The sequence below is a fragment of the Nocardiopsis alkaliphila YIM 80379 genome (genome assembly GCF_000341005.1).
Lineage (GTDB): Bacteria > Actinomycetota > Actinomycetes > Streptosporangiales > Streptosporangiaceae > Nocardiopsis > Nocardiopsis alkaliphila.
The window spans coordinates 1-23,072 of sequence record NZ_ANBD01000021.1 but is presented as its reverse complement, the minus strand read 5'-3'; the positions used below and the strand labels follow the sequence as shown (position 1 = coordinate 23,072).

At 68.7% G+C, this 23,072-nt stretch carries 20 protein-coding genes; 13 read left to right on the top strand and 7 right to left on the bottom strand.

The window, feature by feature from the left end; genetic code table 11:
• Positions 1-474: 474 nt before the first annotated feature.
• Positions 475-1,353 carry an aldo/keto reductase gene (locus D472_RS0102530; RefSeq protein WP_017602932.1) on the bottom strand — a complete coding sequence of 293 codons (879 nt, stop codon included), beginning with the start codon at positions 1,351-1,353 and terminating at the stop codon, positions 475-477.
• Positions 1,354-1,663: 310 nt separating this feature from the next.
• Entirely contained in the window at positions 1,664-2,467 is an 804-nt protein-coding gene (locus D472_RS0102525) for an IclR family transcriptional regulator domain-containing protein (protein WP_017602931.1), read from the bottom strand.
• A gap of 180 nt (positions 2,468-2,647) precedes the next feature.
• Here D472_RS0102525 and D472_RS0102520 point away from each other — a divergent pair, with 180 nt between their 5' ends.
• From D472_RS0102520 to D472_RS0102485, 8 genes are all read left to right on the top strand, one after another.
• On the top strand, positions 2,648-3,475 hold the full coding sequence (locus D472_RS0102520; RefSeq protein WP_017602930.1) for a CoA transferase subunit A: 828 nt from the start codon (positions 2,648-2,650) through the stop codon (positions 3,473-3,475).
• On the top strand, positions 3,472-4,227 hold the full coding sequence (locus tag D472_RS0102515; RefSeq protein WP_017602929.1) for a CoA-transferase subunit beta: 756 nt from the start codon (positions 3,472-3,474) through the stop codon (positions 4,225-4,227). The genes D472_RS0102520 and D472_RS0102515 overlap by 4 nt, the downstream gene beginning before the upstream one ends.
• 90 nt (positions 4,228-4,317) lie before the next feature.
• The gene (locus D472_RS0102510; protein WP_017602928.1) at positions 4,318-5,493 is read left to right on the top strand and encodes a thiolase family protein; all 1,176 of its coding nucleotides are present in this window, start codon (positions 4,318-4,320) and stop codon (positions 5,491-5,493) included.
• A gap of 26 nt (positions 5,494-5,519) precedes the next feature.
• Positions 5,520-6,269 (top strand): protocatechuate 3,4-dioxygenase subunit beta, encoded by a 750-nt coding sequence (gene pcaH, locus D472_RS0102505; RefSeq protein WP_017602927.1) that lies wholly within the window; start codon positions 5,520-5,522, stop codon positions 6,267-6,269.
• A complete protein-coding gene (gene pcaG / locus D472_RS0102500; protein WP_017602926.1) occupies positions 6,266-6,829 on the top strand; it encodes a protocatechuate 3,4-dioxygenase subunit alpha in 564 nt (187 codons plus the stop codon). Before pcaH ends, pcaG begins: the two co-directional genes overlap by 4 nt.
• A 42-nt stretch (positions 6,830-6,871) precedes the next feature.
• Positions 6,872-8,254: a 3-carboxy-cis,cis-muconate cycloisomerase gene (gene pcaB, locus D472_RS0102495; RefSeq protein ID WP_017602925.1), complete on the top strand. Its 1,383-nt coding sequence runs from the start codon at positions 6,872-6,874 to the stop codon at positions 8,252-8,254.
• Positions 8,251-9,384 carry a bifunctional 3-oxoadipate enol-lactonase/4-carboxymuconolactone decarboxylase PcaDC gene (gene pcaDC / locus D472_RS0102490; RefSeq protein WP_017602924.1) on the top strand — a complete coding sequence of 378 codons (1,134 nt, stop codon included), beginning with the start codon at positions 8,251-8,253 and terminating at the stop codon, positions 9,382-9,384. The genes pcaB and pcaDC overlap by 4 nt, the downstream gene beginning before the upstream one ends.
• A gap of 66 nt (positions 9,385-9,450) precedes the next feature.
• The gene (locus tag D472_RS0102485; protein ID WP_017602923.1) at positions 9,451-10,302 is read left to right on the top strand and encodes an isocitrate lyase/PEP mutase family protein; all 852 of its coding nucleotides are present in this window, start codon (positions 9,451-9,453) and stop codon (positions 10,300-10,302) included.
• A gap of 180 nt (positions 10,303-10,482) precedes the next feature.
• Here the strand turns inward: D472_RS0102485 and D472_RS0102480 are convergent, their stop codons facing one another.
• The 5 genes from D472_RS0102480 to D472_RS0102460 all read right to left on the bottom strand — a co-directional run bounded on the left by D472_RS0102480 (position 10,483) and on the right by D472_RS0102460 (position 17,457).
• Positions 10,483-11,319, bottom strand: a complete 837-nt coding sequence (locus tag D472_RS0102480; protein WP_017602922.1) for an SAM-dependent methyltransferase — start codon at positions 11,317-11,319, stop codon at positions 10,483-10,485.
• 107 nt (positions 11,320-11,426) lie between these two features.
• Positions 11,427-12,146, bottom strand: coding sequence for a hypothetical protein (locus D472_RS0102475; RefSeq protein WP_017602921.1), 720 nt, complete (start codon positions 12,144-12,146; stop codon positions 11,427-11,429).
• Positions 12,143-15,142: a DEAD/DEAH box helicase gene (locus D472_RS0102470; RefSeq protein ID WP_026117314.1), complete on the bottom strand. Its 3,000-nt coding sequence runs from the start codon at positions 15,140-15,142 to the stop codon at positions 12,143-12,145. The genes D472_RS0102475 and D472_RS0102470 overlap by 4 nt, the downstream gene beginning before the upstream one ends.
• Before the next feature lie 96 nt (positions 15,143-15,238).
• Positions 15,239-16,636, bottom strand: a complete 1,398-nt coding sequence (locus D472_RS0102465) for an MFS transporter (RefSeq protein WP_026117313.1) — start codon at positions 16,634-16,636, stop codon at positions 15,239-15,241.
• A gap of 5 nt (positions 16,637-16,641) precedes the next feature.
• Positions 16,642-17,457, bottom strand: a complete 816-nt coding sequence (locus D472_RS0102460; protein WP_026117312.1) for a glycerophosphodiester phosphodiesterase — start codon at positions 17,455-17,457, stop codon at positions 16,642-16,644.
• A gap of 157 nt (positions 17,458-17,614) precedes the next feature.
• Here D472_RS0102460 and D472_RS0102455 point away from each other — a divergent pair, with 157 nt between their 5' ends.
• The 5 genes from D472_RS0102455 to D472_RS0102435 form a co-directional block, all read left to right on the top strand.
• Complete coding sequence (locus D472_RS0102455; RefSeq protein WP_017602917.1) at positions 17,615-18,070, top strand: Rv3235 family protein; 456 nt, start codon at positions 17,615-17,617, stop codon at positions 18,068-18,070.
• 186 nt (positions 18,071-18,256) lie between these two features.
• Complete coding sequence (locus tag D472_RS0102450) at positions 18,257-20,155, top strand: S9 family peptidase (protein ID WP_017602916.1); 1,899 nt, start codon at positions 18,257-18,259, stop codon at positions 20,153-20,155.
• 531 nt (positions 20,156-20,686) lie between these two features.
• Positions 20,687-21,682, top strand: coding sequence for a C40 family peptidase (locus D472_RS0102445; protein WP_017602915.1), 996 nt, complete (start codon positions 20,687-20,689; stop codon positions 21,680-21,682).
• 92 nt (positions 21,683-21,774) lie between these two features.
• A complete protein-coding gene (locus D472_RS28545; RefSeq protein WP_026117311.1) occupies positions 21,775-21,942 on the top strand; it encodes a hypothetical protein in 168 nt (55 codons plus the stop codon).
• 422 nt (positions 21,943-22,364) lie between these two features.
• A partial coding sequence (locus D472_RS0102435; RefSeq protein WP_017602913.1) for a glycosyltransferase family A protein occupies positions 22,365-23,072 on the top strand: 708 nt, incomplete at its 3' end.

Here is a 23,072-nt window from a genome sequence, read left to right as displayed (position 1 = left end):
CTGCGCTGCGGGCGCTCCACCTTGACCCGCTTGGCTTCAACGGCGGGTGGGCGGCTATCGGGAAACGGGGAAGGTGTGGTCGGGGGGCAGGGTCCTTCGGGCCCTGGGCCTCGGGTCCGGGACCGGAGCTTGGCCCGGTCCCTTCGGCCCCCTCCGGCCGCTGGGCGGCGGGATTCCTGTTCGTTCGTAATCTTGCTCCCAGGGTCATGGAAAGCGCTTTTCATGACCCTGGAAGCAAGATCGACTTCGTGCCGGTGTTGCGGGTGGCGCGTAACCGCGTTTTCGGGTGTGGGGCACCCGAGGGCCGGGTCCTTGGGCTGTCGCCTGTGGCTCACCCCCACCCCACCCTGGGCACCCATGACACACCGGGCGCCCCACCCAGGTGCCCCGCAGGCCTCCCCCACCCCGGTGGGGAAGGGTAAGCCGACGAAGTACTGCTAGTGCCAGGACGGGGAGTCCCTGACCGACACGGCACTAGGAGAGGAAGCGGCTGATCCGCTCGACCTCGTCCGGGGACAGACGCACCGCCGCGGCCGCCGTGTTCTCTTCCAGGTGAGCCACCCTTGAGGTGCCCGGGATCGGCACCATCACGGGGGAGCGGTGCAACAACCAGGCCAGCGCCAGCTGTACCGGGCTCACGCCGTGTTCGGCGGCGATGGAGGCCAATGGCGAGTCGGGGGAGGCCAGTTCGCCCCGGCTCACCGGGGCCCAGGGCAGGAAGGCGATGCCGTCCCTCTCGCACTGTTCGAGTACGTCCTCGGACTCGCGGAAGGAGGGAGCGTACTGGTTCTGTACCGATGCGATCGGGGTGATGGCGCGAGCGGCGGAGAGTTCGTCCACGCTCACCTCGCTCAGTCCGATGTGGCCGATCTTGCCCTCGCCCTGTAGGTCCACCAAGGCGCCGAGCTGGTCGGCCAACGGCACTTCGGGGTCGATGCGGTGCAGCTGCATCAGGTCGATACGTTCCACGCCCAGGGTGCGCAGGCTCAACTCCACCTGTTGTTTGAGGTACTCGGGGCGGCCCAACCGGTGCCATTGGGAAGGGCCGGTGCGGGCGAATCCGGCTTTGGTGCCGATGACCAGGCCCTTGGGATAGGGGTACAGGGCCTCCCGAATGAGCTGTTCGCTGATCTGGGGACCGTAGGAGTCGGCGGTGTCGATGAAGTCGATCCCCAGCTCGACCGAGCGGCGCAGCACGGCCAGAGCCTCGTCCCGGTCCCGGGGCGGCCCCCACACCCCCTCGCCGACGATCCGCATCGCTCCGAACCCGAGGCGGTGGATGGGCAGGTCGCCGCCGAGGGGGAACGTACCCGCCTGGTGTGCGATGTGGGGTGTGGTGTGTGCGTCGGTCACGGTGGTCCTTCCGGTGCGGCACGGGGTCCGGGTGCGTGCCATGGTGCCAGGTCGGCCTGGGGAGGGCTCGCTTTCGGGTTCTCGTGTCGCCCTCCCGGCCGGGTTCGGAGCAGGATCCCAGCCGGGGCCCGGTCCCGCAAGAGCGAGGTCGACTCCCACTCCGGTTCATCGGAGGGCATGGGTGTCCGCCCCGCCAGATGGTCGCCGCCATGGTGATCCGCGCTCTGGAAGGAGGCGTGCTCGTGTGGCTGAGCCGGTCGGGGTCAAGGCGTGGGGCCGACCGTCTGCGGGGTGTGCTCCTTTGATGGGGTCAGTGGCCGGCGTCGCGGCGCGCAACCGAGGTCAGGTCGGCCTCGATGCGGGCGGTGGTCTCCAACAGCGCGGGCAGTAGGTCACGGCGTACGTCCTCGATGGAGGAGCGGCTGGCGTGCGCGGACACGTTGGCCGCGGCGATCACCCTGCCCTGGTCGTCGCGGATGGGCGCCGCCAGTGAACGCAGCCCTTCCTCCAGTTCCTGGTCGACGATCGCGTAACCCTGCTCGCGCACCCGCAGGATCTCGGTGCGCAGCGTGGCGGTGTCGGTGATGCTGAAGCGGGTCAGGGGTTCGAGCTCGACCCGGTCCAGGTAGGAGGTGAGTTCGACGTCGTCGTATCCGGCCAGGAGCACGCGGCCCATGGAGGTGCTCGCGGCGGGGAAACGGGTACCGACACTGATGGCCACGGCCATGATCCGGGAGGTGGCCACCCGGGCCACGTAGAGCACGTCGTCGCCCTCCATGACGGACACCGAGGCGGATTCGCGCACACGGGCCGACAGGTTCTCCAGGTGCGGTTGGGCGACGTCGGGCAGTCCCGCGGAGGCCACGTAGGCGTACCCCAGTTCCAGGACCCGGGGGGTCAGGGAGAACAGGCGGCCGTCGGTGCGCACGTAACCCAGGTCCACCAGGGTCAGCAGGAAGCGTCGGGCGGCGGCCCGGGTGAGGTCGGTGGCCCGGGCGACTTCGCTGAGGGTCATGGACTGGCGCTCTGCGGAGAAGGCGCGGATGACCATCAGTCCGCGCTCCAGGGACTGGACGAAGTGGGCTCCGCGCTCAGGGGCGTCTTCGTTGGTCATGGCACCTTTCGGGGTCGATGTGGGGGTGGGTGCGCCGGTGGGCGGTCCATGGTCCATCGACGATGTTCCCATACCGAACACTCGGTGGAAGTCTTGACCCTTCCTGTGATCGGCGCTACCGTCATACCCAAGTTGTTCGCACTGTGAACATTCATTCGCTATACGAACGGGAGGGTCGCGATGCCCTTGCCCTTGGAGGAGGCGATCCGTGGGCTCGTCCACGACGGCGACACCGTCGCCCTGGAAGGTTTCACCCACCTCATTCCCGTAGCCGCCGGGCACGAGATCATCCGTCAGGGCCTGCGTGAGCTCACCCTGGTCAGGATGACGCCCGACATCGTCTACGACCAGCTCATCGGTGCCGGGTGCGCACGCAAGCTCGTCTTCTCCTGGGGCGGTAACCCCGGAGTGGGGTCGCTGCACCGCTTCCGCGACGCCGTCACCCATTCCTGGCCGGTTCCGCTGGAGATCGAGGAACACAGTCACGCCGGAATGGCCAACCGCTACGTCGCCGGCGCCTCCGGTCTGCCCTTCGCGATCCTGCGCGGCTACAGCGGCACCGACCTGGTGGAGCACAACCCCCACATCAAGGCCATCGCCTGCCCGTTCACCGGACAGGAATTGGCCGCCGTCCCCGCGCTCAACCCCGATGTCACCATCATCCACGCCCAGCGCGCGGACACGGTCGGCAACGTACAACTGTGGGGCATCACCGGAATCCAGAAAGAGGCCGCACTGGCCGCCGAGCGAGTGCTGGTCACCGTCGAGGAGGTCGTCGACCACCTCGACCCCGTTCCCGGACAGGTCATCCTGCCCAGCCGGGTCGTGGACGCGGTCAGCGTGGTCCCCGGCGGGGCGGCCCCCTCCTACGCCCACGGTTACTACGAGCGAGACAACACCGCCTACAAGGCATGGGACGCGATCGGCCGCGACCGCGAGGCCTTCACCTCGTGGCTCGCCGAACTCACCCACACCCCCGCCCCCGAACCCGCAGGGAGAGGCGCGTGAGCACCGCCACCTGGACCTCCGACGAGATCATGACCGTCACCGCCTCGCGCTCCCTACGTGATGGGATGGCCTGCTTCGTCGGCATCGGACTACCCAGCACCGCCGCCAACGTGGCGAGCCGCACCCACGCCCCCGACCTGTGGATGATCTACGAGTCCGGCACCATGGGTGCCTCCCCCGACCACCTGCCCTTGTCCATCGGAGACGGTGTCCTCGCCGACACCGCCGACGCCGTCATCTCGGTACCCGAGGTGTTCAACTACTGGCTCCAGGCCGGCCGGATCGACGTGGGTTTCCTCGGAGCCGCGCAGATCGACCGGTACGCCAACATCAACACCACGGTCATCGGTGACTACGACGACCCGAAGGTGCGCCTGCCCGGAGCGGGCGGCGCCCCCGAGATCGCCGCCTCTTGCCGTGAGGTCGTCGTGATCATGCGGCACAGTCGTCGCGCCTTCGTCGACAGGGTCGACTTCATCACCTCGGTCGGACACGGCTCCGGCCCGGGGGAACGCGAACGACTGGGACTGCGCGGCGATGGGCCTGTGCGGGTCATCACCGACCTCGGTGTGCTCGAACCCCACCCCCTCACTCGCGAACTCACCCTGGTGGGCCTACACCCCGGGGTGCAGGTGGACCACGTGCGCGCCGCGACCGGTTGGGACCTGTGCGTGGCCGACGAGCTCAGTCGGACCCCCGAACCCACCGACACCGAGCTGTCGGTCCTGCGCTCCCTGACCGGAGCGGACTGAAATGGTCCCGCACCCCACCGAAATCGCGCCCGCCACCGTGACCCGAGCACGTCGGTCCGGTGCGGCCCACCCACTCCAGGAGTCTTTCCGGTGACCGACGTTCACGTGCTCGACGCCGTCCGTACCCCCTTCGGTAGGTACGGCGGTGCGCTCAGCGGTATCCGCCCCGACGACCTCGCCGCACACGTGGTGCGCTCCCTGGTCGAACGCGCCCCCGAACTGGACCCGTCCGCACTCGACGAGGTCCTTCTCGGCAACGCCAACGGAGCCGGTGAGGAGAACCGCAACGTCGCCCGGATGGCCGTCCTCTTGGCCGATCTGCCCACCTCCGTTCCCGGTGTCACCGTCAACCGACTGTGCGGGTCCGGGATGGAGGCGGCCATCCAGGGTGCCCGCGCCATCCAGACGGGCGATGCCTCCCTGGTCGTGGCGGGGGGAGTGGAGTCCATGAGCCGCGCCCCCTGGGTGCTGCCCAAACCCGATAAGGCCTTCCCCGCCACCGACGCCGCCCTGCACTCCACCACCCTGGGTTGGCGCATGGTCAACCCGCGCATGCCCAAGGAGTGGACCCTCTCCCTGGGCCAGAGCACCGAACAGCTCGCCGAGGCCTACGACGTGAACCGCGCGGACCAGGACGCCTACGCCTTGGACAGCCACGCCAAGGCCGCACGTGCTTGGGCCGAGGGCGTGTTCGACGACGAGATCGTTCAGGTCCAAGGCGCCCACCTGGATCGCGACGAGAGCATCCGTGAGTCTTGCCTGGACAAGCTCGCCGCGCTCGAACCCGCCTTCCGTGACCAGGGCACCATCACCGCGGGTAACGCTTCCCCCCTCAACGATGGCGCGGCGGCCCTCCTCTTGGGCGACACCGTCGCCGCCGAGGCCGCCGGGGTCCGACCGTTGGCCCGCCTGGTCAGTCGAGGCGTGGCCGGAGTCGACCCCGACGTGTTCGGCATCGGCCCGGTCCGCGCCGCCGAGATCGCGCTCGAACGCGCCGGCATCGGATGGGGTGACCTGTCCGTCGTCGAACTCAACGAGGCGTTCGCCGCTCAAGCCCTGTCCTGTGTACGAAGCTGGAAGGGGCTGGATCCCGACATCGTCAACCCCCATGGTGGGGCCATCGCCATCGGCCATCCCCTGGGGGCCTCCGGGGCGCGCATCATCGGCTCCCTGGCCCACGAACTGCGCCGTCGCGGCGGTGGTTGGGGACTGGCCGCCCTGTGCATCGGGGTCGGTCAGGGCCTGGCCGTCGTCCTGCACGCCTGAACGGGCACGCCTGAAAGGAAGAGCCCATGTCCGACACCTCCCACGAGGGTCTGCACGTGCCCGGTTACGTGCGCGACCACGACACCCACCCTTCACTGGACTTCCCGTTCTACAAGAGCACCTGCCTGCGCCACCCCAAGCGCCCGCTCACCCTCCTGCCGCACATGCTCACCGAGATCACCGCGCCCGTTCTGGGCGAGGACCGCCTCGGTGCGCTCGACCACGACCTGACCCGTCAACACGAGGAAGAACCCCAAGGTCAGCGCATCATCGTGCACGGGCAGGTCCGCGACAGCGACGGTGCTCCCGTCCCGCACACCCTCGTGGAGATCTGGCAGGCCAACGCCGGTGGTCGCTACCGGCACACCGGAGACAACTGGCCCGCGCCCCTGGACCCCAACTTCACCGGGGTCGGCCGTGTCATCACCGACGAACGGGGCCACTACCGGTTCGTCACCATCCGCCCTGGCGCCTACCCCTGGAAGAACCACCAGAACGCCTGGCGTCCCGCCCACATCCACTTCTCGCTGTTCGGTCGTGCCTTCACCCAGCGACTGGTCACACAGATGTACTTCCCCGACGACCCGCTCTTCTTCCAGGACCCCATGTGGCAATCGGTCCCGGACGAAAAGGCCCGCGAGCGCATGCTCGCCCGTTTCGACTACGACGCCACCGAACCCGAATGGGCCCTGGCCTACCGGTGGGACATCGTGCTGCGTGGACGCGAGCAGACCCCGTTCGAGTCCGAGGAAGAGGTCTTGGAGGACGACGAGTGAGCACCCATCCCACCACCCCGTCTCAGACCGTGGGTCCCTACCTGCACATCGGTCTGCCCTGGCCCGACGGTCCCTTCGCCGTGGCCGAGGGCACCCCGGGAGCCGTGTGGCTGCGCGGCGCCGTCTACGATGGCGCCGGCGCGCCGGTCACCGACGCCCTGGTCGAGACCTGGCAGGCCGACCCCCAGGGCCGTTTCGATCATCCCGACGACCCGCGCGGGGCCAAGGGCACGCCGGGTTTTCGCGGCTTCGGTCGTTGCCCCACCGATGCCACCGGTTCCTACGCCATCCTCACCCTCAAGCCCGGACCCGTCCCCGGGCCCACGGGAGAGCAGGCGCCGCACGTGGACGTGTCGGTCTTCGCGCGTGGAATGCTGCATCGGGTGGTCACCCGCCTGTACTTTCCGGAAGAGGAGATCGCCAACGCCCAGGATCCGGTGTTGAACAGCATCGAGGATCCTCGGGCGCGCGCCACCCTCATCGCCCACCGGGAGGAGGGTGGCTACCGACTCGACATCCACCTCCAAGGCGAGGACGAGACCGTGTTCTTCGACGTTTGACCCCGAACCCGACGACGCCCGCCCACCCGACAAGGACACTCCATGACCGGCCTGTTCGACGGGGTCCTGGACCGAGGTCCCGTAGGCCCGCTCACCGACGACACCGCATGGCTCCAAGGCCTGCTCGACGCCGAAGCCGCCCTGGCCCGGGCCTTGGCCGATACCGGGCTCATCACCGTCGAACAGGCCGACGTCATCACGGCCGCCTGCGTCGCCCACCACTACGACCCTGCGGCCCTGGGCGCGGCGGCCGTGGACGGTGGCAATCCGGTCATCCCCCTGGTCAAGGAACTCACCGCGCGGGTCCGCGAGAGTGACGCCGAGGCCGCTCGCCACGTGCACCGTGGCGCCACCAGCCAGGACATCATGGACACCGCCGCGATGCTCCTGATCCGCCGGGCCGGTCGCGCGCTGCACATGGACCTGAGCGCCCTGAACGCGGACCTGCGTACCCTCGCCCACCGGCACCGTGTCACCCCGATGCCCGGACGAACCCTCCTCCAACAGGCCCTGCCCACGACCTTCGGCGCCGTCGCGGCCGGCTGGGCGCAAGGTCTGGGTGAGGCCGCCCGGCGGCTGGCGGAGGTCCTCACCCACCATCTGGCCGCCCAACTCGGCGGGGCGGTGGGCACCCTGGCCTCCCTGGATCCGCACGGCCCCGACGTGGTGGCCGCCTACGCCGCCCACCTGGAGTTGCCCGAGCCCGTGTTGCCCTGGCACACCGAGCGCGGGCGCGTGGTCGAGGTCGCCGCCGCGCTGGGTCGGGTGTGCGGGGCGGTGGGAACCGTGGCTCAGGACGTGGTCCTGCTCGCCCAGACCGAGATCGGCGAGGTCACCGAAGAAGGCGGTGTCGGGGTCGGTGGTTCCTCCACCATGCCGCACAAACGCAACCCGGTGGCCGCCGTCAGCGCGTTGGCCAACGCCCGCCAGGCTCCCGGCCTGGTCGCCACCCTTCTGGCCGCGCAGATCCAAGAACACCAGCGCGCCGCCGGTTCCTGGCACGCGGAGTGGCGCCCCTTGACCGACCTGCTTCGCCGCACCGGTTCGGCCGTGGCCTGGCTGCGCACCAGCGTCGAACGCATCCGCGTACACCCCGACCGCATGCGCGCCGACCTCGAACTCACCGGTGGTCTGGCCCTGAGTGAACGTCTGACCACCGACCTGGTCCCCGAACTGGGACGGATGGAGGCCCACCGCCGGGTCACCGAGGCTTGCCGGGTGGCCCTGGCCCAAGAGCGCGACCTCGTCGAAACGGTCACCGAACACCTCGATGGGCTACGGACCCCTGAACGGATCCGTGCCCTGCTCGACCCGGCCGCCTACCTCGGCGCCGCCCCCGTGTTCACCGACCGGGTCACGGGTAGGACCGGCCCGGATGGGACCGACCGGCCAGGCCCCACCGACAGTGAAGAAGGAAGCCCATGAGCGTTGAACTCCACCACACCGTGAGCGGTCCGCAGGACGCCCCACCCCTGGTCCTGGGGGGTTCCCTCGGCACCACCCAGGACATGTGGCGGCCCCAGATGGAGGCCCTGTCCACGAACTTCCGGGTGATCCGGATCGACCACCGCGGACACGGCCGCTCACCCGTCCCCGAAGGGCCCTACAGCCTGGCCGATATGGGCCAAGACGTTCTGGCCCTGCTCGACCGGCTGGGAATCGAACGCGCCCACTACGTCGGCCTGTCCATCGGAGGCATGGTCGGTCAGTGGTTGGCGATCAACGCCCCTGAGCGCATCGATCGCCTCGTCCTGCTGGCCACCTCCCCCTACATGGGGCCCGCACGGAACTGGCGGGACCGCGCCGCACAGGTCAGGGAGAAGGGGACCGTCGCACTGGCCGACGCCGTGGTGGAACGTTGGTTCACCCCCGCCTTCACCGAGGAACGCCCCGAGGAGGTCGCCGCGTTGCGCGAGCAGATCGTGGCCACCTCCGACGAGGGCTACGCGGGCTGCTGCGGTGCCATCGAACACCACGACACCCGTGAGGAACTGCACCGTATCGTCGCCCCCACCCTGGTGGTCTCCGGGGCCGACGACCCCTCCACCCCGCCTGAGGGGAACGGCTCGATCCTGGCCGAACGCATCCCCGGCGCCCGTTACGTGGTGCTGGACGAGGCGGCACACCTGTTGTCCTGGCAGCGGGCCGATCGGGTGAACACGCTCATCACCGAACACCTGACCGCCACGGACCGGTACGCGGCCGGCATGCGGGTACGCCGCGCGGTGCTGGGCGAGGCCCACGTGAACCGGGCCGAACAGCGCAAGACCGCGTTCACCGAACCCTTCCAGGACCTGATCACCCGTTATGCCTGGGGAGAGATCTGGACTCGTCCCGGCCTGGACCGTCGCACGCGAAGCTGCATGGTGCTGACCGCCCTGGTCGCCAAGGGGCACTGGGGTGAGTTGGCCATGCACGTGCGCGCCGCGCTGCGCAACGGGTTGGCCCCGGACGAGATCGGTGAGGTCTTCCTCCAGGCCGCCGTCTACTGTGGTGTGCCCGCCGCCAACAAGGCCTTCGCGGTGGCCCAAGAGGTCTTCGACGAACAGGGTTGAGTCCGCCGGCCCTGGTCGGGTGTGGCGGGGTATCGAATGTCGGTTCCCCGCGATAGAAGGACGAGCATGGACAACACCGATGCCGCCCTGCGCGAGCGGGGCGAACGTTTCCACGCACTCCACCAGGGCCCACAGGCCTTCGTCCTGGCCAACGCCTGGGACGCCGGGTCGGCCCGGCTGCTGGAGGCGGCGGGGTTCGCCGCTCTGGGCACCACCAGTGCGGGGCTGGCGCACTCGTTGGGCCTGCGGGACGGGGCGGGACAGGTGGGCTTGGGTCAGACCCTGGGCAACGCGGCGGCGATCGCGGCCGCCACCACCTTCCTGCCGGTGTCCGCGGACTTGGAGAGCGGTTTCGGCGCGACCGCGGCGGAGGTGGCCCGGACCATCATCCGGGTGGGCGACACCGGGGTGGTCGGCGGTTCGGTGGAGGACACCACCGAAGATCCGGTCGACCCGATCCGGCCCTTGGCCGAGGCGGTGGAGCGAGTGGAGGCCGCGGTCGAGGCGGCCAGGACGCTGCCCTTCCGCTTCACGCTGACCGCCCGGGCGGAGAACTTCCTGTACGGACGCAGGGACCTGAGGGAGACCATCGCGCGTTTGCGCGCCTTCGAACGCGCGGGCGCGGATGTGGTCTACGCTCCTGGTCTGCCCGACGCCGAGGCGATCCGCGAGGTCTGTTCGGCGGTCCAGATCCCGGTCAACGTTCTGGCCACGGGCGCGGTGGCGCGGATGACGGTGGCCGAACTCGGCGCTTTGGGCGTGCGAAGGGTGAGCCTGGGATCGGGGTTGTCGCGTGCGGCCCTGAGCCACGTCTTCGGGATGGCGCGGCGCATCGCCGAACAAGGCCGGTTGGAGGAGGTCACCCAAGGGCTGCCCGGTGTCGAACTGGAACGCTTGTTGGGCTTCGACGCGAAATGATGTGAGTCACGGTTCGACCCTGTCGCGAACCGGTGCCCGTATCTCGTTCGTAGGTCGTCATGGACGAACGGAAACGGACACATGCGACACGGTGGAGTCCGGGGCGGGATCGAAGCGTGCGCCGTGCGGTGGTGACCGGGGTCCTCACGCTCCCCGGTCCCGTTCGTGGTCCGCTTCGGCTCAGGGTTTGAAGGCGACCCCGGCCAGTTCCCAGCGCTTGACGTTCGGGTCCTTGGGGCGGGTGATGGGGGAGCGGTCCGGGTGGCGCCAGGTGGAGCAGTCCACCACGCGCGGCTCCTTCTCGCGCCCGTCGACCCAGGCACTGGCCAACTCCAACCCGTCGAAGACGGCGGAAGCCTCTTGGGGGCTGCGTACCCTTCCCCACGGGGTGCCGAAGGAGTGGATCTTGTCGGTCATCCAGGCGGCGGCCTCGGGATCGTCGGAGACGATGTGCGAGAAGATCACCGCCGACCCCGGGGCGAGTCGTTCCAGGAGATCGCGCACCATCCCGAAGGGGTCGCTGTCGTCGGGCAGACAGTGCAGCAGGGAGACCAACATGACACAGATCGGAAGTTCGAGGTCGAGGAGGTGACGGGCTTCGACGGAGGCGAGGATGTGGTCGATGTCGCGGATGTCCGACAGCAGGAACGCGGTGGTCGCGTTGTCGGCGAGCAGCGCTCGGCCGTGAGCCAGCACGATGGGGTCGTGGTCGACGTACAGGACCCGGGCCCTGGGGTTGGTCCGCTGGGCGGCCTCATGGGTGTTGTCGGTGGTGGGGAGTCCCGCGCCCAGATCGAGGAACTGCTCGACACCGCGGGAGCCGACGTAGTCGACCGCGCGGCCGAGGAAGGCCCGGTTGTCGTTGGCGAAGGAGACGAGCTCGGGTATGCCTGCGGCGAGTTCCTCACAGGCCTTGCGATCCGACGCGAAGTTGTCCTTCCCACCCAACAGGTAGTCGTACATCCTCGCGATACTCGGCGTGTCCATGTCGATGTGCGGGGGGAAGTGATCGGCCATAGGAGAGGTACCAATCCGGGCTAGTTGTGCGAGTCCTTCTCCTGGCGAATCGTAACCGTGTTTCGTCGTGTCCACCGGTGTTTTCACAAGAAAATCGAAGACGTTCCTCAAGGACGCTCTTCACGCGCCGCAGAAGAAGTGAAGCGAGGGAGCTCATCGGCCATATCCCTTGGGGCCGAGGCCCGGACGCGATCGCCGATATCCGGTGGGATGTCGGGGGTCGACGGTTGCGGTATCGGGTTCCAAAAAGTATCCGGTGAAACCTCTTCCGACGTTTGTGCCCACGCGGCGAAAACGTCGGAGGAGCCCTCTACTCGTTGTGTGGAAAGTATCGGGTGGGGGTTATCGTCGAACTCTTCGACCGAGGACGAAGACCCTTTCGTGAGGTCGTTGACCAGCAGGACCACGGCTCGTTTCTCCCGGCCGGCCCACCGGGTCAGCACGAACGGGTCCAGGTCGGCCTCCGCGCCCAAGGCACGGGCCAGCGCACCCAGGTGGGTGCAACGCCCCCGCCAGTGGTCGCACGAACAGGTCGCCACCACGGCGCCCCAACCCGCGGGCACCAGGTCCAACCCCAACAACGCGAACACCCGCGCCGTTTCCGGGGGCAGCTCACCGGCTCCCACACGGGCGCGGAACACCGGCTGGGAGGCCAGGGCCGCACAGACCCGGGTCCAATCCCGGTCGGACCACACGGGCCGGATCAGGCTCACCTCGTGGTCGCCCACCCGGGCCGACACCTCTTCGGGACGGACTCGGAGACGCTCCACCGCACCGGTGCCCTCCGGGGCCGGCAGGGCCTCGCCCACCAACCTCGACCAGCTCATCCGGCCACCGCCTCGGGCGCCAACCGCACGACCTCGCGCAGATCCTCCACCGACAACCCAGCGAGCCACTGCTCACCCGTGGTCACCGCGGCCTCGGCCAGCGCGCTCTTGCGTTCGATCATCTCGTCCACCCGCTCCTCCACGGTGCCCACGCAGACCATCTTGCGTACCTGGACGTCGCGGCGCTGCCCGATCCGGAACGCCCGGTCCGTGGCCTGGTTCTCCACCGCCGGGTTCCACCACCGGTCCACGTGCACCACGTGGTTGGCGGCGGTCAGGTTCAGCCCGGTACCGGCGGCCTTGAGCGAGAGCAGGAACACCGCGGGCCCCCTCATGGTCTGGAAAAGCTCGGTCATGCGTTCACGCTCGGCTCGGGAGGTCCCCCCGTGCAACCACAGCACCGGCACCCCCAGGCGCGAACGCAGATAGGGCGCCAACCGCTCGCCCCATCGCGTGTACTGGGTGAAGCACAACGCCTTGTCGCCCTCGGCCGCGGCCTCGCCCAGGATCGCCTCCAACCGCTCCAACTTGCCGGAACGGCCGGCCAACGCCGAACCGTCGCCCAGGAACTGCGCCGGATGGTTGCAGATCTGTTTGAGGCGCGACATGGTCGCCAGGACCAGGCCCTTGCGTTCCTTTTCGTCGGCCTCGGCCATGCGTTCGCTCATCTGGTCCACGACGGCTTTGTACAACGAGGCCTGTTCGGGGGTGAGCGTGCACCAGGTCCGCATCTGGTGTTTGTCCGGCAGGTCGGCGATGATCGACCGGTCGGTCTTCAACCGGCGTAGCACGAATGGGCCGGTCAACCGGCGTACCAGGTCGGTGTCCGCGCCCTCCTGCGCCTCGGCTCGGTCGGCGACCGTCCGCTGGAAGTCGGTGGCGCTTCCCAACAATCCCGGGTTGGCGAACTCCATCAGCGACCACAACTCGCCCAGGTTGTTCTCCACCGGGGTCCCGGTGAGCGCGATCCGGGTGCCGGCGGGCAGTGAACGCACCGCCCGCGCCTGCCGGGTGTCGTGGTTCTTCAAGGCCTGTGCTTCGTCGCACACCACCCGGTGCCAGGGCATCCCCGCCAGTTCCCGCGCATCGCGCGTCACCACGCCGTAGGTGGTCACGACCAGGTCGCAGTTGCCGACGATCCGGGCCAGGGCGTTGCCCGTCGGCCGGTCCGGTCCGTGCTGGACGTGCACTCGCAGCCCGGGGGCGAACCTTTCGGCCTCACGCCGCCAGTTGCCCACCAACGAAACCGGACACACCAACAGGGTCGGACCCGGGGCGGCCTTTTGGGCCCGTTCGTCGGTGAGTAGCGCGAGCAGCTGCACGGTCTTGCCCAGCCCCATGTCGTCGGCCAGCACGGCGCCCAGACCCAGTTCGCCCAAGAAGCGCAGCCAGGATGCGCCTCGGTCTTGGTAGGGGCGCAGGGACCCCGCGAACCCGGCGGGGGCGCCCATCGGTCGAGGTTCGGCCTTGGCGCCGCCGTCGAGCAGGGCCCCCAAGGGTCCGTCGGCCACCACGTCCGTCACCGGCAGGGGGGTGGCCTCGCCCACGCCGATCGCGGCACGCAAGGCCTCCTCTCGCCGCACCCGTTCGCGCCCGGAGCGTCGCATCATCTCCAAGGCGGTGGCGACCCGTTCGGGGTCCATCTCCATCCACCTGCCGCGCACCCGTACCAGTGACCGTTTGAGCCGGGCCAGCTCTGCCAGTTCGGTCAGTTCCTCCTCGCTCAGCGGGGCATCGTCGGAGGAAGCGCCCAGCAACGCCTCGAAGGACACGTCCACCAGGTCCGAGGGGCTCACACCACCACGTCCGCGCCGCTTGGGCTCCTCGGAGACGGTCATTCGCAACGTCAGCCCCTCACGCCCGCTCCACTCGGGAAGCACCACGCCGAACCCGGCGGCGGCGAGCCGTGCGGCGCCTTGGCCGACGAACGTCTGCGCTCCTGTGGTGTCCATGGTCAGACGCGCCGGGGCCAGGTCCGACAGGACGCGCCCCAGCGCGGGCAGGTGGCGAGAGGCACGGCGTAGATCGGCCAGGGCGGTGGAGCCCACGTCATCGGGCAGCCAGGCCGCACCCTCACCGAGCCACACCTGTTCCAAGGGCAGCCGCAGACCGGGGTCGATGGTGGACCGCACCCAGAACTCCAGGGCCCAAGGGCGTGGCCCGTTCCGCGAACCCTCGGGTTCGGGCTCGCGCAGTACGAACAGCAACTGGGCTCGCCCACCCCCGCGCACCCGGGAGCGCCACTCGCGCAGTGGCCCGCGTAGGGCGGCCGCGGTGTCATCGTCCACTCGGGAGTGTTCACGGGTGAGCGCGGCGACCAGACGGGCCGTGGGGGAGGGGAGCCCGTCGTCGGGCACGTGTGCGGGGGCCTGCACCGAACGGCGGGCGACGGCGTCGGTGAGCAGCTCCAAGGGGGCCAGAACACAGACCCGGCCCGCCTCGGATCGCCGGAGGCCGTCCAGGTGGGCGGTGGCGGCGGGTGGTAGGGCTCGGGTCAGGGTCCACAGGTGCGCCTCGGCGGTGTCCAGTGGGGCGGGGCGCCATCGGGCACGCGGTGGGGAGCCGATCAGGTCGGGCAGGACGCATCCGGAGCGGACCAATCGTTCGGCGAAGGCGTGGACGGCGCGTAGATGGAGCAGGGCGGGGCCCGACTCCGGGGCGTGGGGTGTGTTCAAAGCACACAACAACAGGTCGGCTCCGGCGGCGGTCAGGGACAGCGCCGGTACCCGCCAGGTTCCAAAGCCCACGGCCGCGCCCGGGGCGTCGAAGGTGGTGGCGCGTGAGTGCACGGGGACCCCGTCGCGTTCGGGCAGTCTCAGGGACAGCTCAGCGGGGGTGGCCGCGTCATCGGGGACCCCGGCCTTGGTGATCGACTCGCGCAGGACCCGGACGTCCTCGGCGAAGGGGTGCAGGTCCGAGGCGGTGCCGGGCACCGGTTCCCCTTCGGCCCAGAGCACCAGTGTGTCCCTGGACCACGCACCGTGCAGAACCCGCACCACACCCCCCGTTGATAAGCCACGTCCTCGGCCCCAGTATGGCCGGGGCCGAGGACGTTTCCTCGCCGTGAGGCGCTCGGTGAGGGGAGGCTCGGATCACAGGTTGGCGGGCGCCTGGTTGCCGGCAGCCTCGATGCCCTTCTTGAGATCGGCCCACCACAACAGGAGACCGCCGATGACGAAGAACACCACCAGGGAGAAGATCGCGGTGCGGAATCCGCCGGTCAGGTTGACGACCAGGGAGATCGAGGCGGCGCCGAGCAGGACCGAGCCTCGGTCGGCCAGCTGGAAGAGGCTGAAGTACTCCGCTTCGCGACCACGCGGGATCAGCAGTGAGTACAGCGCCCGCGCGAGTGACTGGGTGCCGCCCAGGACCATGCCGATACCCGCGCCCAACAGCAGGAAGAGCATCGGGTCCTCAGAGGGGAGGTAGTAGCCGCAGGTGACCAGCCCACACCATATGACCAGGCTGCCGAGCACGGTGTTCTTGGTGCCGATGCGACGGCCGATCCAACCCATGAGCAGGGCGCCGGCGAAGGCGACGAATTGGATGAGCAGGATGGTGGCGCTCAGCACCGCCAACGACAGACCCAGGTCCTGACTGGCGAAGCTGCCCGCGAAGTAGATGACGGCCTGGATACCGTTGTTGAACAGAACGAACGCGATCAGGAATTTCAGGGTGTCGGGGAAGTGCCGCATCTCGCGCAGGGTGCGCCAGTACTGCTTCAGCGAGGCCCCCAGACGGGGCGGGCCCGGCTGGGCCGCGAGTTCGCCGTACCTGTTGCGCAGTAGGCGGATACCGATGATGGAGAAGAGTAGCCACCACACGCCCACCGACGCGAACGCGATGCGCACGGCGTGGCCCTCCGCCACCCCCAGGTCCTCGGCGAAGGCCAATAGGGCCATGTGCGCGCCCAGGAGGAGGCCTCCGCCCAGGTAGGCCATGGCCCACCCGGTCACCGAAACACGATTGCGTTCCTCAGAGGTGGCGATCTCCGGCAGGAAGGCGTTGAACACCACGATGGACATCCCGTAGAAGGTGTTGCCCAGGATGAACAGCAGCGCCGCGACCTGATAGTCGCTGGTGAAGTACAGCGCGCTCACGCACACCGATCCGATGGCCGCAGACCAGAACAGCCATCGCTTCTTGTGTCGGGTGTGGTCGGCCAGTGCTCCCACGATGGGCAACATGACCAGTAGGAGGAGTCCCGCGACCGTGGTCATCATGGGGTGCAGGGAGTTGGGGTGCACGCTGATCCACTCGACCCCGAGCGGATAGATCACCAGGCCCGGCTGGGAACAGTCCGCTTCCGCTCCGGCCTCGGCGCAGGCGAGCCCGGATATGTAGGGGCCGATGAGGACCGTGACCACCGAGGTGATGAATACCTGGTTGGCCCAGTCGTAGATGTACCAGCCGCGTTGTTCGCGTCTGCGCTGTTTCGGGTCGCAAGAGGGCGAATTGTCCGCCGTGGTGGGGGAGGGCGGGGTGGACATGGGGGTCATCCGTTCTTCGGGGAGGGCCGCCCGTCCTGGTTCCAGCGGCCCCGTCGGATCAGTAGGTCGCGCAGAGCGGTGGTGTTGTCGGTGACGATGCCGTCCACACCGGCATCGATCAGGCGCTCCATCACCTCGGGTTCGTTGACGGTCCACACGTGCACCTGCATGCCGAGCCGGTGCGCGGTGCGGATCACGTCTCGGCTCAGCACGGGGAAGCCGTTGCGCCTCATGGGGATCTGCGCGCACGCGGGGGTGCGCCCGGCGACCGGGCGCAGCAACCTCGACAGGGAGGCGACCCGGAGCCTGACCACGTCGGTCGGCCCGCAGGAGGTGGCCAGGCGAGGGCCGGCGAGCAGTCGGACGCGGTCCAGGCGTTTTTGGTCGAAGGAGCCCACGCACACCCGTTTCCAGGCGTTGGTGCGGCTTAGCACCTCCAACAGGGGAAGGACGGCGCCGTCCGACTTCACGTCGATGTTGAAGCGGGCCTCGGGCCAGGCACCCAGCAGGTCTTCCAGGAGTGGGATGGGCTCCTTGCCCGCGACACGGGCGCGGGCCACTTCGCCGTAGGGCAGCGTGGAGATGGCTCCGACCCGATCCGTGGTGCGGTCCAGGGTGTGGTCGTGGAAGGCCATGAGCACACCGTCGCGGGTGGCGTGCACGTCCGTCTCCAGGTAGGTGTAACCGAGGTCGACGGCGTGTTGGAAGGCCACGGCCGTGTTCTCCAGTTCGGTGCGGCGCACGCCCTGGTCGTCGGTGAGCCATCCGCCTCGATGGGCGAGGGCCACGGGTACGGAGGAGGAAAAGTACGCGTGTGTCACAACGACCAGTATGACGGTTGTGGGCCGGGGGGCCACTGTGGTGATCCGATCGTGTCACGGCTCCGAAAAGCTGGAATGCCAGGTGGCACGGGTGGTGGTATGGCCGCTCCTTGGTGGGGTGTAGGGAGTTCGTTCCCCTCGAGGAAGGGATTTGTTCATGTCGCACACCTTCGGACCCCGACGTTGCCGACACGCCGACTGTGATGGCGGCGCCCCCGGGGCGCCGGTACGCACCCCCGCCCGTACCCCGATGCGGCGCATGTCGGTGGGGCGGTGCGGTGCACCTTTGCTGGCCGGACACCGCACCCCTCTCGATGTGCACCGCTTGGCCCAGCAGATGGCCGAGGTGTTGGTCGGGCGTCGTGCGCCCGAGGTGCTGCGCGCCCACGTGACGGTGCCGGTTCGGGAGGAGTTGCGCCGCTTGCGGGGCAGTGTGACCTGCTCGATGGCGCCGCGCCTGACCCGGGTCTTCCATCAGCCGTTGGGCACGGGTGGGATGGAAGCCAGCGCGGTGATCGACTGTGGCAGTCGTGCCCGGGTGTTCGCCTTCCGGCTTCGGAGGGAGGAGGGCCGATGGGTCTGTACCCGTTTGGAGACCGATCGGCGCCGTTGATCGATCGCTGGGAAGACTTTCCGGGACTGTCCGAAAAGTCGGAATAGTCATGGATTTTCGCTGTCAGGCGCCGATAGGGTCCCGAGGGTGACGATCCCCGGACCGGGGGTCCGCCCGGACGACGGGATCCCAGTACTCAAGGGAAGGAGAAGGCGGGCGGTCACCCCCGCCGCCCGCCACTCGTGTATGAAACCCGCTGACATCGCCCACCTGCACAGCATCAGCGCACCGTCCCTGTCGCCCGACGGTTCACGCGCCGTCTTCGCCTTGACCAGGCCGGACCTGGAGGAGGACGCCTACCTGGGTTCTTTGTGGAGCGTGGCCACCGACGGGTTCGGTGAGCCCCACCGCATCACCGGGGGAGTGCGTGACCGAGCACCCCTGTACTCACCGGACGGACGCTGGATCGCCTTCCTACGCCCGGACGACGACAGCAGACCCCAGATCCACGTCCTGCCCGCCGACGGTGGTGAGGCCTTCAAGGTCACCGACCATCCGCTCGGCGCGGGCGCGTTCTCCTGGAGTCCCGACTCCACCCGGTTGGCCTACAACGCCCGGATCCCCGAAACCGGCCGCTACGTGGACGGCACGCCGGACAAGGAGCCGCCGCGTCGGATCACCGCGCTCAAGTACCGGATCGATGGCCTCGGCTTCTTCGGTGACCGGTGGCAACAGATCTTCGTCAGCGCTCCGATCGAACCCTTCGGCGAGCCGGGCGAACCGGTACAGGTGACCAGCGCCGAGACCGACCACGGTCGACCGACCTGGACACCGGACGGTACGGAACTGCTCTTCGACGCCTCCCTGCATCCGAACCGCGACCTCGACCTGTACCAGGACGTGTGGGCCTGTGCGCCCGAGGCCGGCGCCGAACCCCGCCGGATCACCCGGGGCGACCTGAGCGCACGTGCGGTCAGCCTGTCCGAGGACGGTTCGACCGTGTACTTCATCGCCGACGAACCGGGGGAGCAGGGCACGGACTTCGTGGGCCGGGTGAGCGGCCTATGGTCCGTGCCTTTGGACGGTTCCGAGGCGCCCCGTCGCCTGAGCGGGACCGAGGATCCGCGTATGAGCGGCCCGGGCACGCGGTTCACCGACCGAGGCGTTCTGGTGGCGGGTGAGAACCGGGGTGCGGTGGAGCTGTACCGGATCACCCCGGAGGGCGAACGCAGCACCCTGCTGGGCGGGCGCCTGGAGGTGCAGGGCTTCGACCACGCGGCCGGTGTCACCGTGGCGGTGGCCGCCGGAGAACACGACAGCGGTGAGCTGTACGTGGTCGAGGAGAGCGGGGCGCGTGCCCTGACCTCCTTCTTCGAGGGTGTGCAACCGTTGCCGGTCACCGAATCGACGGCGTGGGCCCCTGACGGGTACCCGGTCCACGGCTGGGTGTCCATGCCCGAGGGAGAGGGTCCCCACCCGGTGATCCTGATGATTCATGGCGGCCCCTTCGCCCAGTACGGCTGGCAACTCTTCGACGAGACGCAGGTCTACACCCGGGCCGGGTACGCGGTGGTCTACTGCAACCCGCGCGGCTCCTCCGGGTACGGCCAAGAACACGGTCGGGCGATCATCGGTTCGGTGGGCGCGGTCTCGGCCACCGACTTGTTGGCCTTCCTGGACGCGGCGCTGGAGGACGAGCGGTTGGACGCCTCCAGGGTCGGGGTGCACGGTGGTTCGCACGGCGGGTTCATGACCACCTGGCTGGCCGCCCACCACGGTGACCGGTTCAAAGCGGCCATCAGTGAACGCGCCGTCAACGCCATCGAGAGCTTCCAAGGTTCCTCCGATATCGGGGCGTTCTTCCCCGAGCCGCTGTACGGACCGTCCCAGACCTGGGCCAAGGAGAGCCCGCTCACATACGCGGACCAGATCGACAAGCCGTTCCTGATCATCCACTCCGAACAGGACTGGCGCTGCCCCTTGGAACAGGCCCAACGGCTGTTCGTGGCGCTCAAGCTGCGCGGTCACGAGACCGAGATGCTGGTGTTCCCAGGAGAGGGGCACGAATTGACGCGTTCGGGGCTGCCCAGTCACCGAGTGGCCCGGTTCGAAGCCGTCCTCGACTGGTGGCAGCGCCACCTGTAGGCACGCCCTGTCCTACCGGGGGTGCACCCGGGGCCGGACGCGAGCAGGTGTTCGGCCCCTTCCCGTTTTCAACGTGAATCGCGTCACGGTAATATCTGGACTTGGTCTGCTTTTGACTCGACGTGAACGGGAATGGGACGCCCTCGTCCACGTTCCCTGTGGCCTTTCCGGCCACTGAGGGCTTCTGCGCAGGTCAATGGGGTCACCCAAGGGAAGGTCACGAAAGAGTCGTGTCCGCCGGCGGGATGAATTAGTGTTCCCTCAGGTCGGTACGCTCCGGTTCGTCACCACCAGGGTGACAGTGTGCCGACCTGACCGTTGCACCCTGCTCGACCCGCTCCACCACCGTCCTTTTCCCGGAGCCCTCCCTATTCCCAGGAGCAGGGGCCGTCGCGACGCCCGGCGACCCTCCGCGGCCGTTTCAACGCCGCCCGTCGGATCCCCCTCACACACATCCCCACGCCGTTCTTCGGCGTGCCTTCGGGATGTCCTGTGTCGGTAAACGGGTATGGGAGAAAGGCAGTCGGTGTTTTGACTCGCAACCCCCGAACCCCACGTCGTCTCTCGATGATCGGATCCGTCGCCTTGGGTGCCGTGGTGCTGTCCACCGGAGTGGCGTCGGCCGAGCCTTCCGAGTCGCAGGCGCGGGAACGCTATGAGGAGCTTCAGGAAGAGCTGTCCACCCTGAACGAGACCTACAACACCGCTCAGGAGGATCATGCTGCGGCCGAGGCCCGGCTCGATGAGCTCCAGGAACAGTTGGAGGAGGCGGAGGAGGAACTCCGGACACGTTCGGGTCGCGTCTCCACCATCGTGCAGGGCGCCTACACCGGTGGTGCGCAGGACGGTTTCGGGATCTTCTTCGGAGGCGACGCCGACAGCGCGCTGCAGAACATCGCCGACCTCGACTTCCTCTCCGCCGGCCAACAGGAGATGCTCGCCGAGTACGTGAACGACGTCGACCACGCCGAAGAGTTGCACGGGGCCGCCCAGGAGGCCGAGGAGGCATCGGCCGAGGCCTTGGCCGAAGCCGAGGAGGCCATGGCCGAAGGCGAGAGCGCCTTGGAGGAGCAAGCCGAGGTCCTGGAGGAATTGGGCGGGGTCGATCCGACCGCCGCGCAGGGTTCCACCACGGGCGCCGACGGTGGTTCGGTCGCCGCGTCCGGTGACGTGCAGGCGGTCCTGGAGTTCGCCCGCGCCCAGATCGGCAAGCCCTATGTCTGGGGTGGCACCGGTCCGAACGGCTACGACTGCTCCGGACTGACCCAGGCCGCTTGGGCCCAGGCCGGAGTGAGCCTGCCGCGCACCACCTACGACCAGGTCAACGCCGGCACCCCCGTCTCCAGAGACCAGGTCCAACCGGGTGACCTGTTGTTCTTCTACAGTGCCTCGGCACCCAGCCACGTGGGCATCTACTCCGGCAACGGCAAGATGATCCACGGATCCAACCCCTCCAAACCCTTGGAAGAGGTCTCCCTGGCCGCCTACTGGGACAGCGTCTACACCGGTGCCGTCCGTCCGGGATAGGTCCTTGGCCGTTCCGGGTGTCCCGGTTCGCCGTGGTGCTCGGTGGCGGGCCGGGACACCGTCGGGACGTGTGGCCACGTATCCTTCCCGGCATGGGACGACTTCTTCTCCGGATCGCTGCGGGTGTGGCGGCGGTGATCGCGGTGTTCTGGGTGCTGTCGATGATCGTCGGCCTGTTGGTGTGGCTGGTGATGATCGCCTTGCTCGTGGGCGTGGTCTTCCTCGGCATCAGGATGCTGCGCGTCGACTCCCGCCGCTGAAAGCCTGCTGACGCAGGGTGCCGGTTGACCATGCACTTGGGGCCAGAGGTGGGTGTCGACGCGCCCTGGGCCCTGGAGTGGTGCGGCGAAACGAGGATGCCTGGGGTAGGGGTGCCTGGTGCCTCTGTGGGGTTCAACGCGCCCCCGCACCCACCCAACACGCTCTTGCCCCCACCCAGACGCCCTCTTGCCTGCCCCATCTGACATGCGCCGCCCCGCCCCGGTCCGCCATCCACTCGAGTCGGTACCCCCTGCCGGCGGGGGCTGAGGGTTCGCGGCGGATGCCGATGTGCTGGGGGCTCGACGAATAATCGGCGAGAACCCGACACAGCGGACGGTGCTGACGCTCACGATGGGCGGGGAAGCATCGTTATAGTGACTGTGTGTCACTGAATAAGCACGTAGGGTCCCATGTTGACGGGGTGTCGCACCGTGGCCGGGTGGAAAGGGTCACCACCCGCGTCTTCCGCAACGACTGGAGTGCGCTGACACCCCCCAGGGTCGGTCGTTGGAAACCGGAACTCGGCGTCAGCGTCGTCATACCCGCACGCGGCGGCCAGACGCGTCTCGATCTCGCACTGGCCTCCCTATCCGTCCAGACCTATCCCGAGCACCTTCTCGAAGTCGTGGTCGTCGACGATCGTTCCACTCCACCGTTGCGTCTGCCCGAACACCGTCCACGCAGGTGCCGGATCGTCACCCTCCCCGACCATGGTTGGGGCGCCGGATTCGCCCGTGCCTATGGAGCCCACGCCAGTACCGGCGACATCCTCATGTGGATGGACGCCGACATGGTCGCCTGCCCTGAGTTCGTCGAGGCTCAGGCCCGTTGGCCGCACACCCATGCCGAATGCGTCGCCCTGGGCCGCATCCGTTTCAGTGACACCCGACCCGAAGGACCCGAGGCCCTCCTCGCGGCCCTGCGCACCGGCGACCCGCGTGGTCTGCCGACCGAGGACCGTTGTCACGACTGGGTCGAACACCTCCTGGAGCGAAGTGATCGGCTGCGCGGTGCCGACCACCTCGGTTTCCACGCCCACGTGGGAGCCGCGGCCGCCGTCCGTCGAAGTCTTTATGAGGCGGCGGGCGGTGTCGATCCGGACCTCGACCTGGGTCAGGACACCGAATTC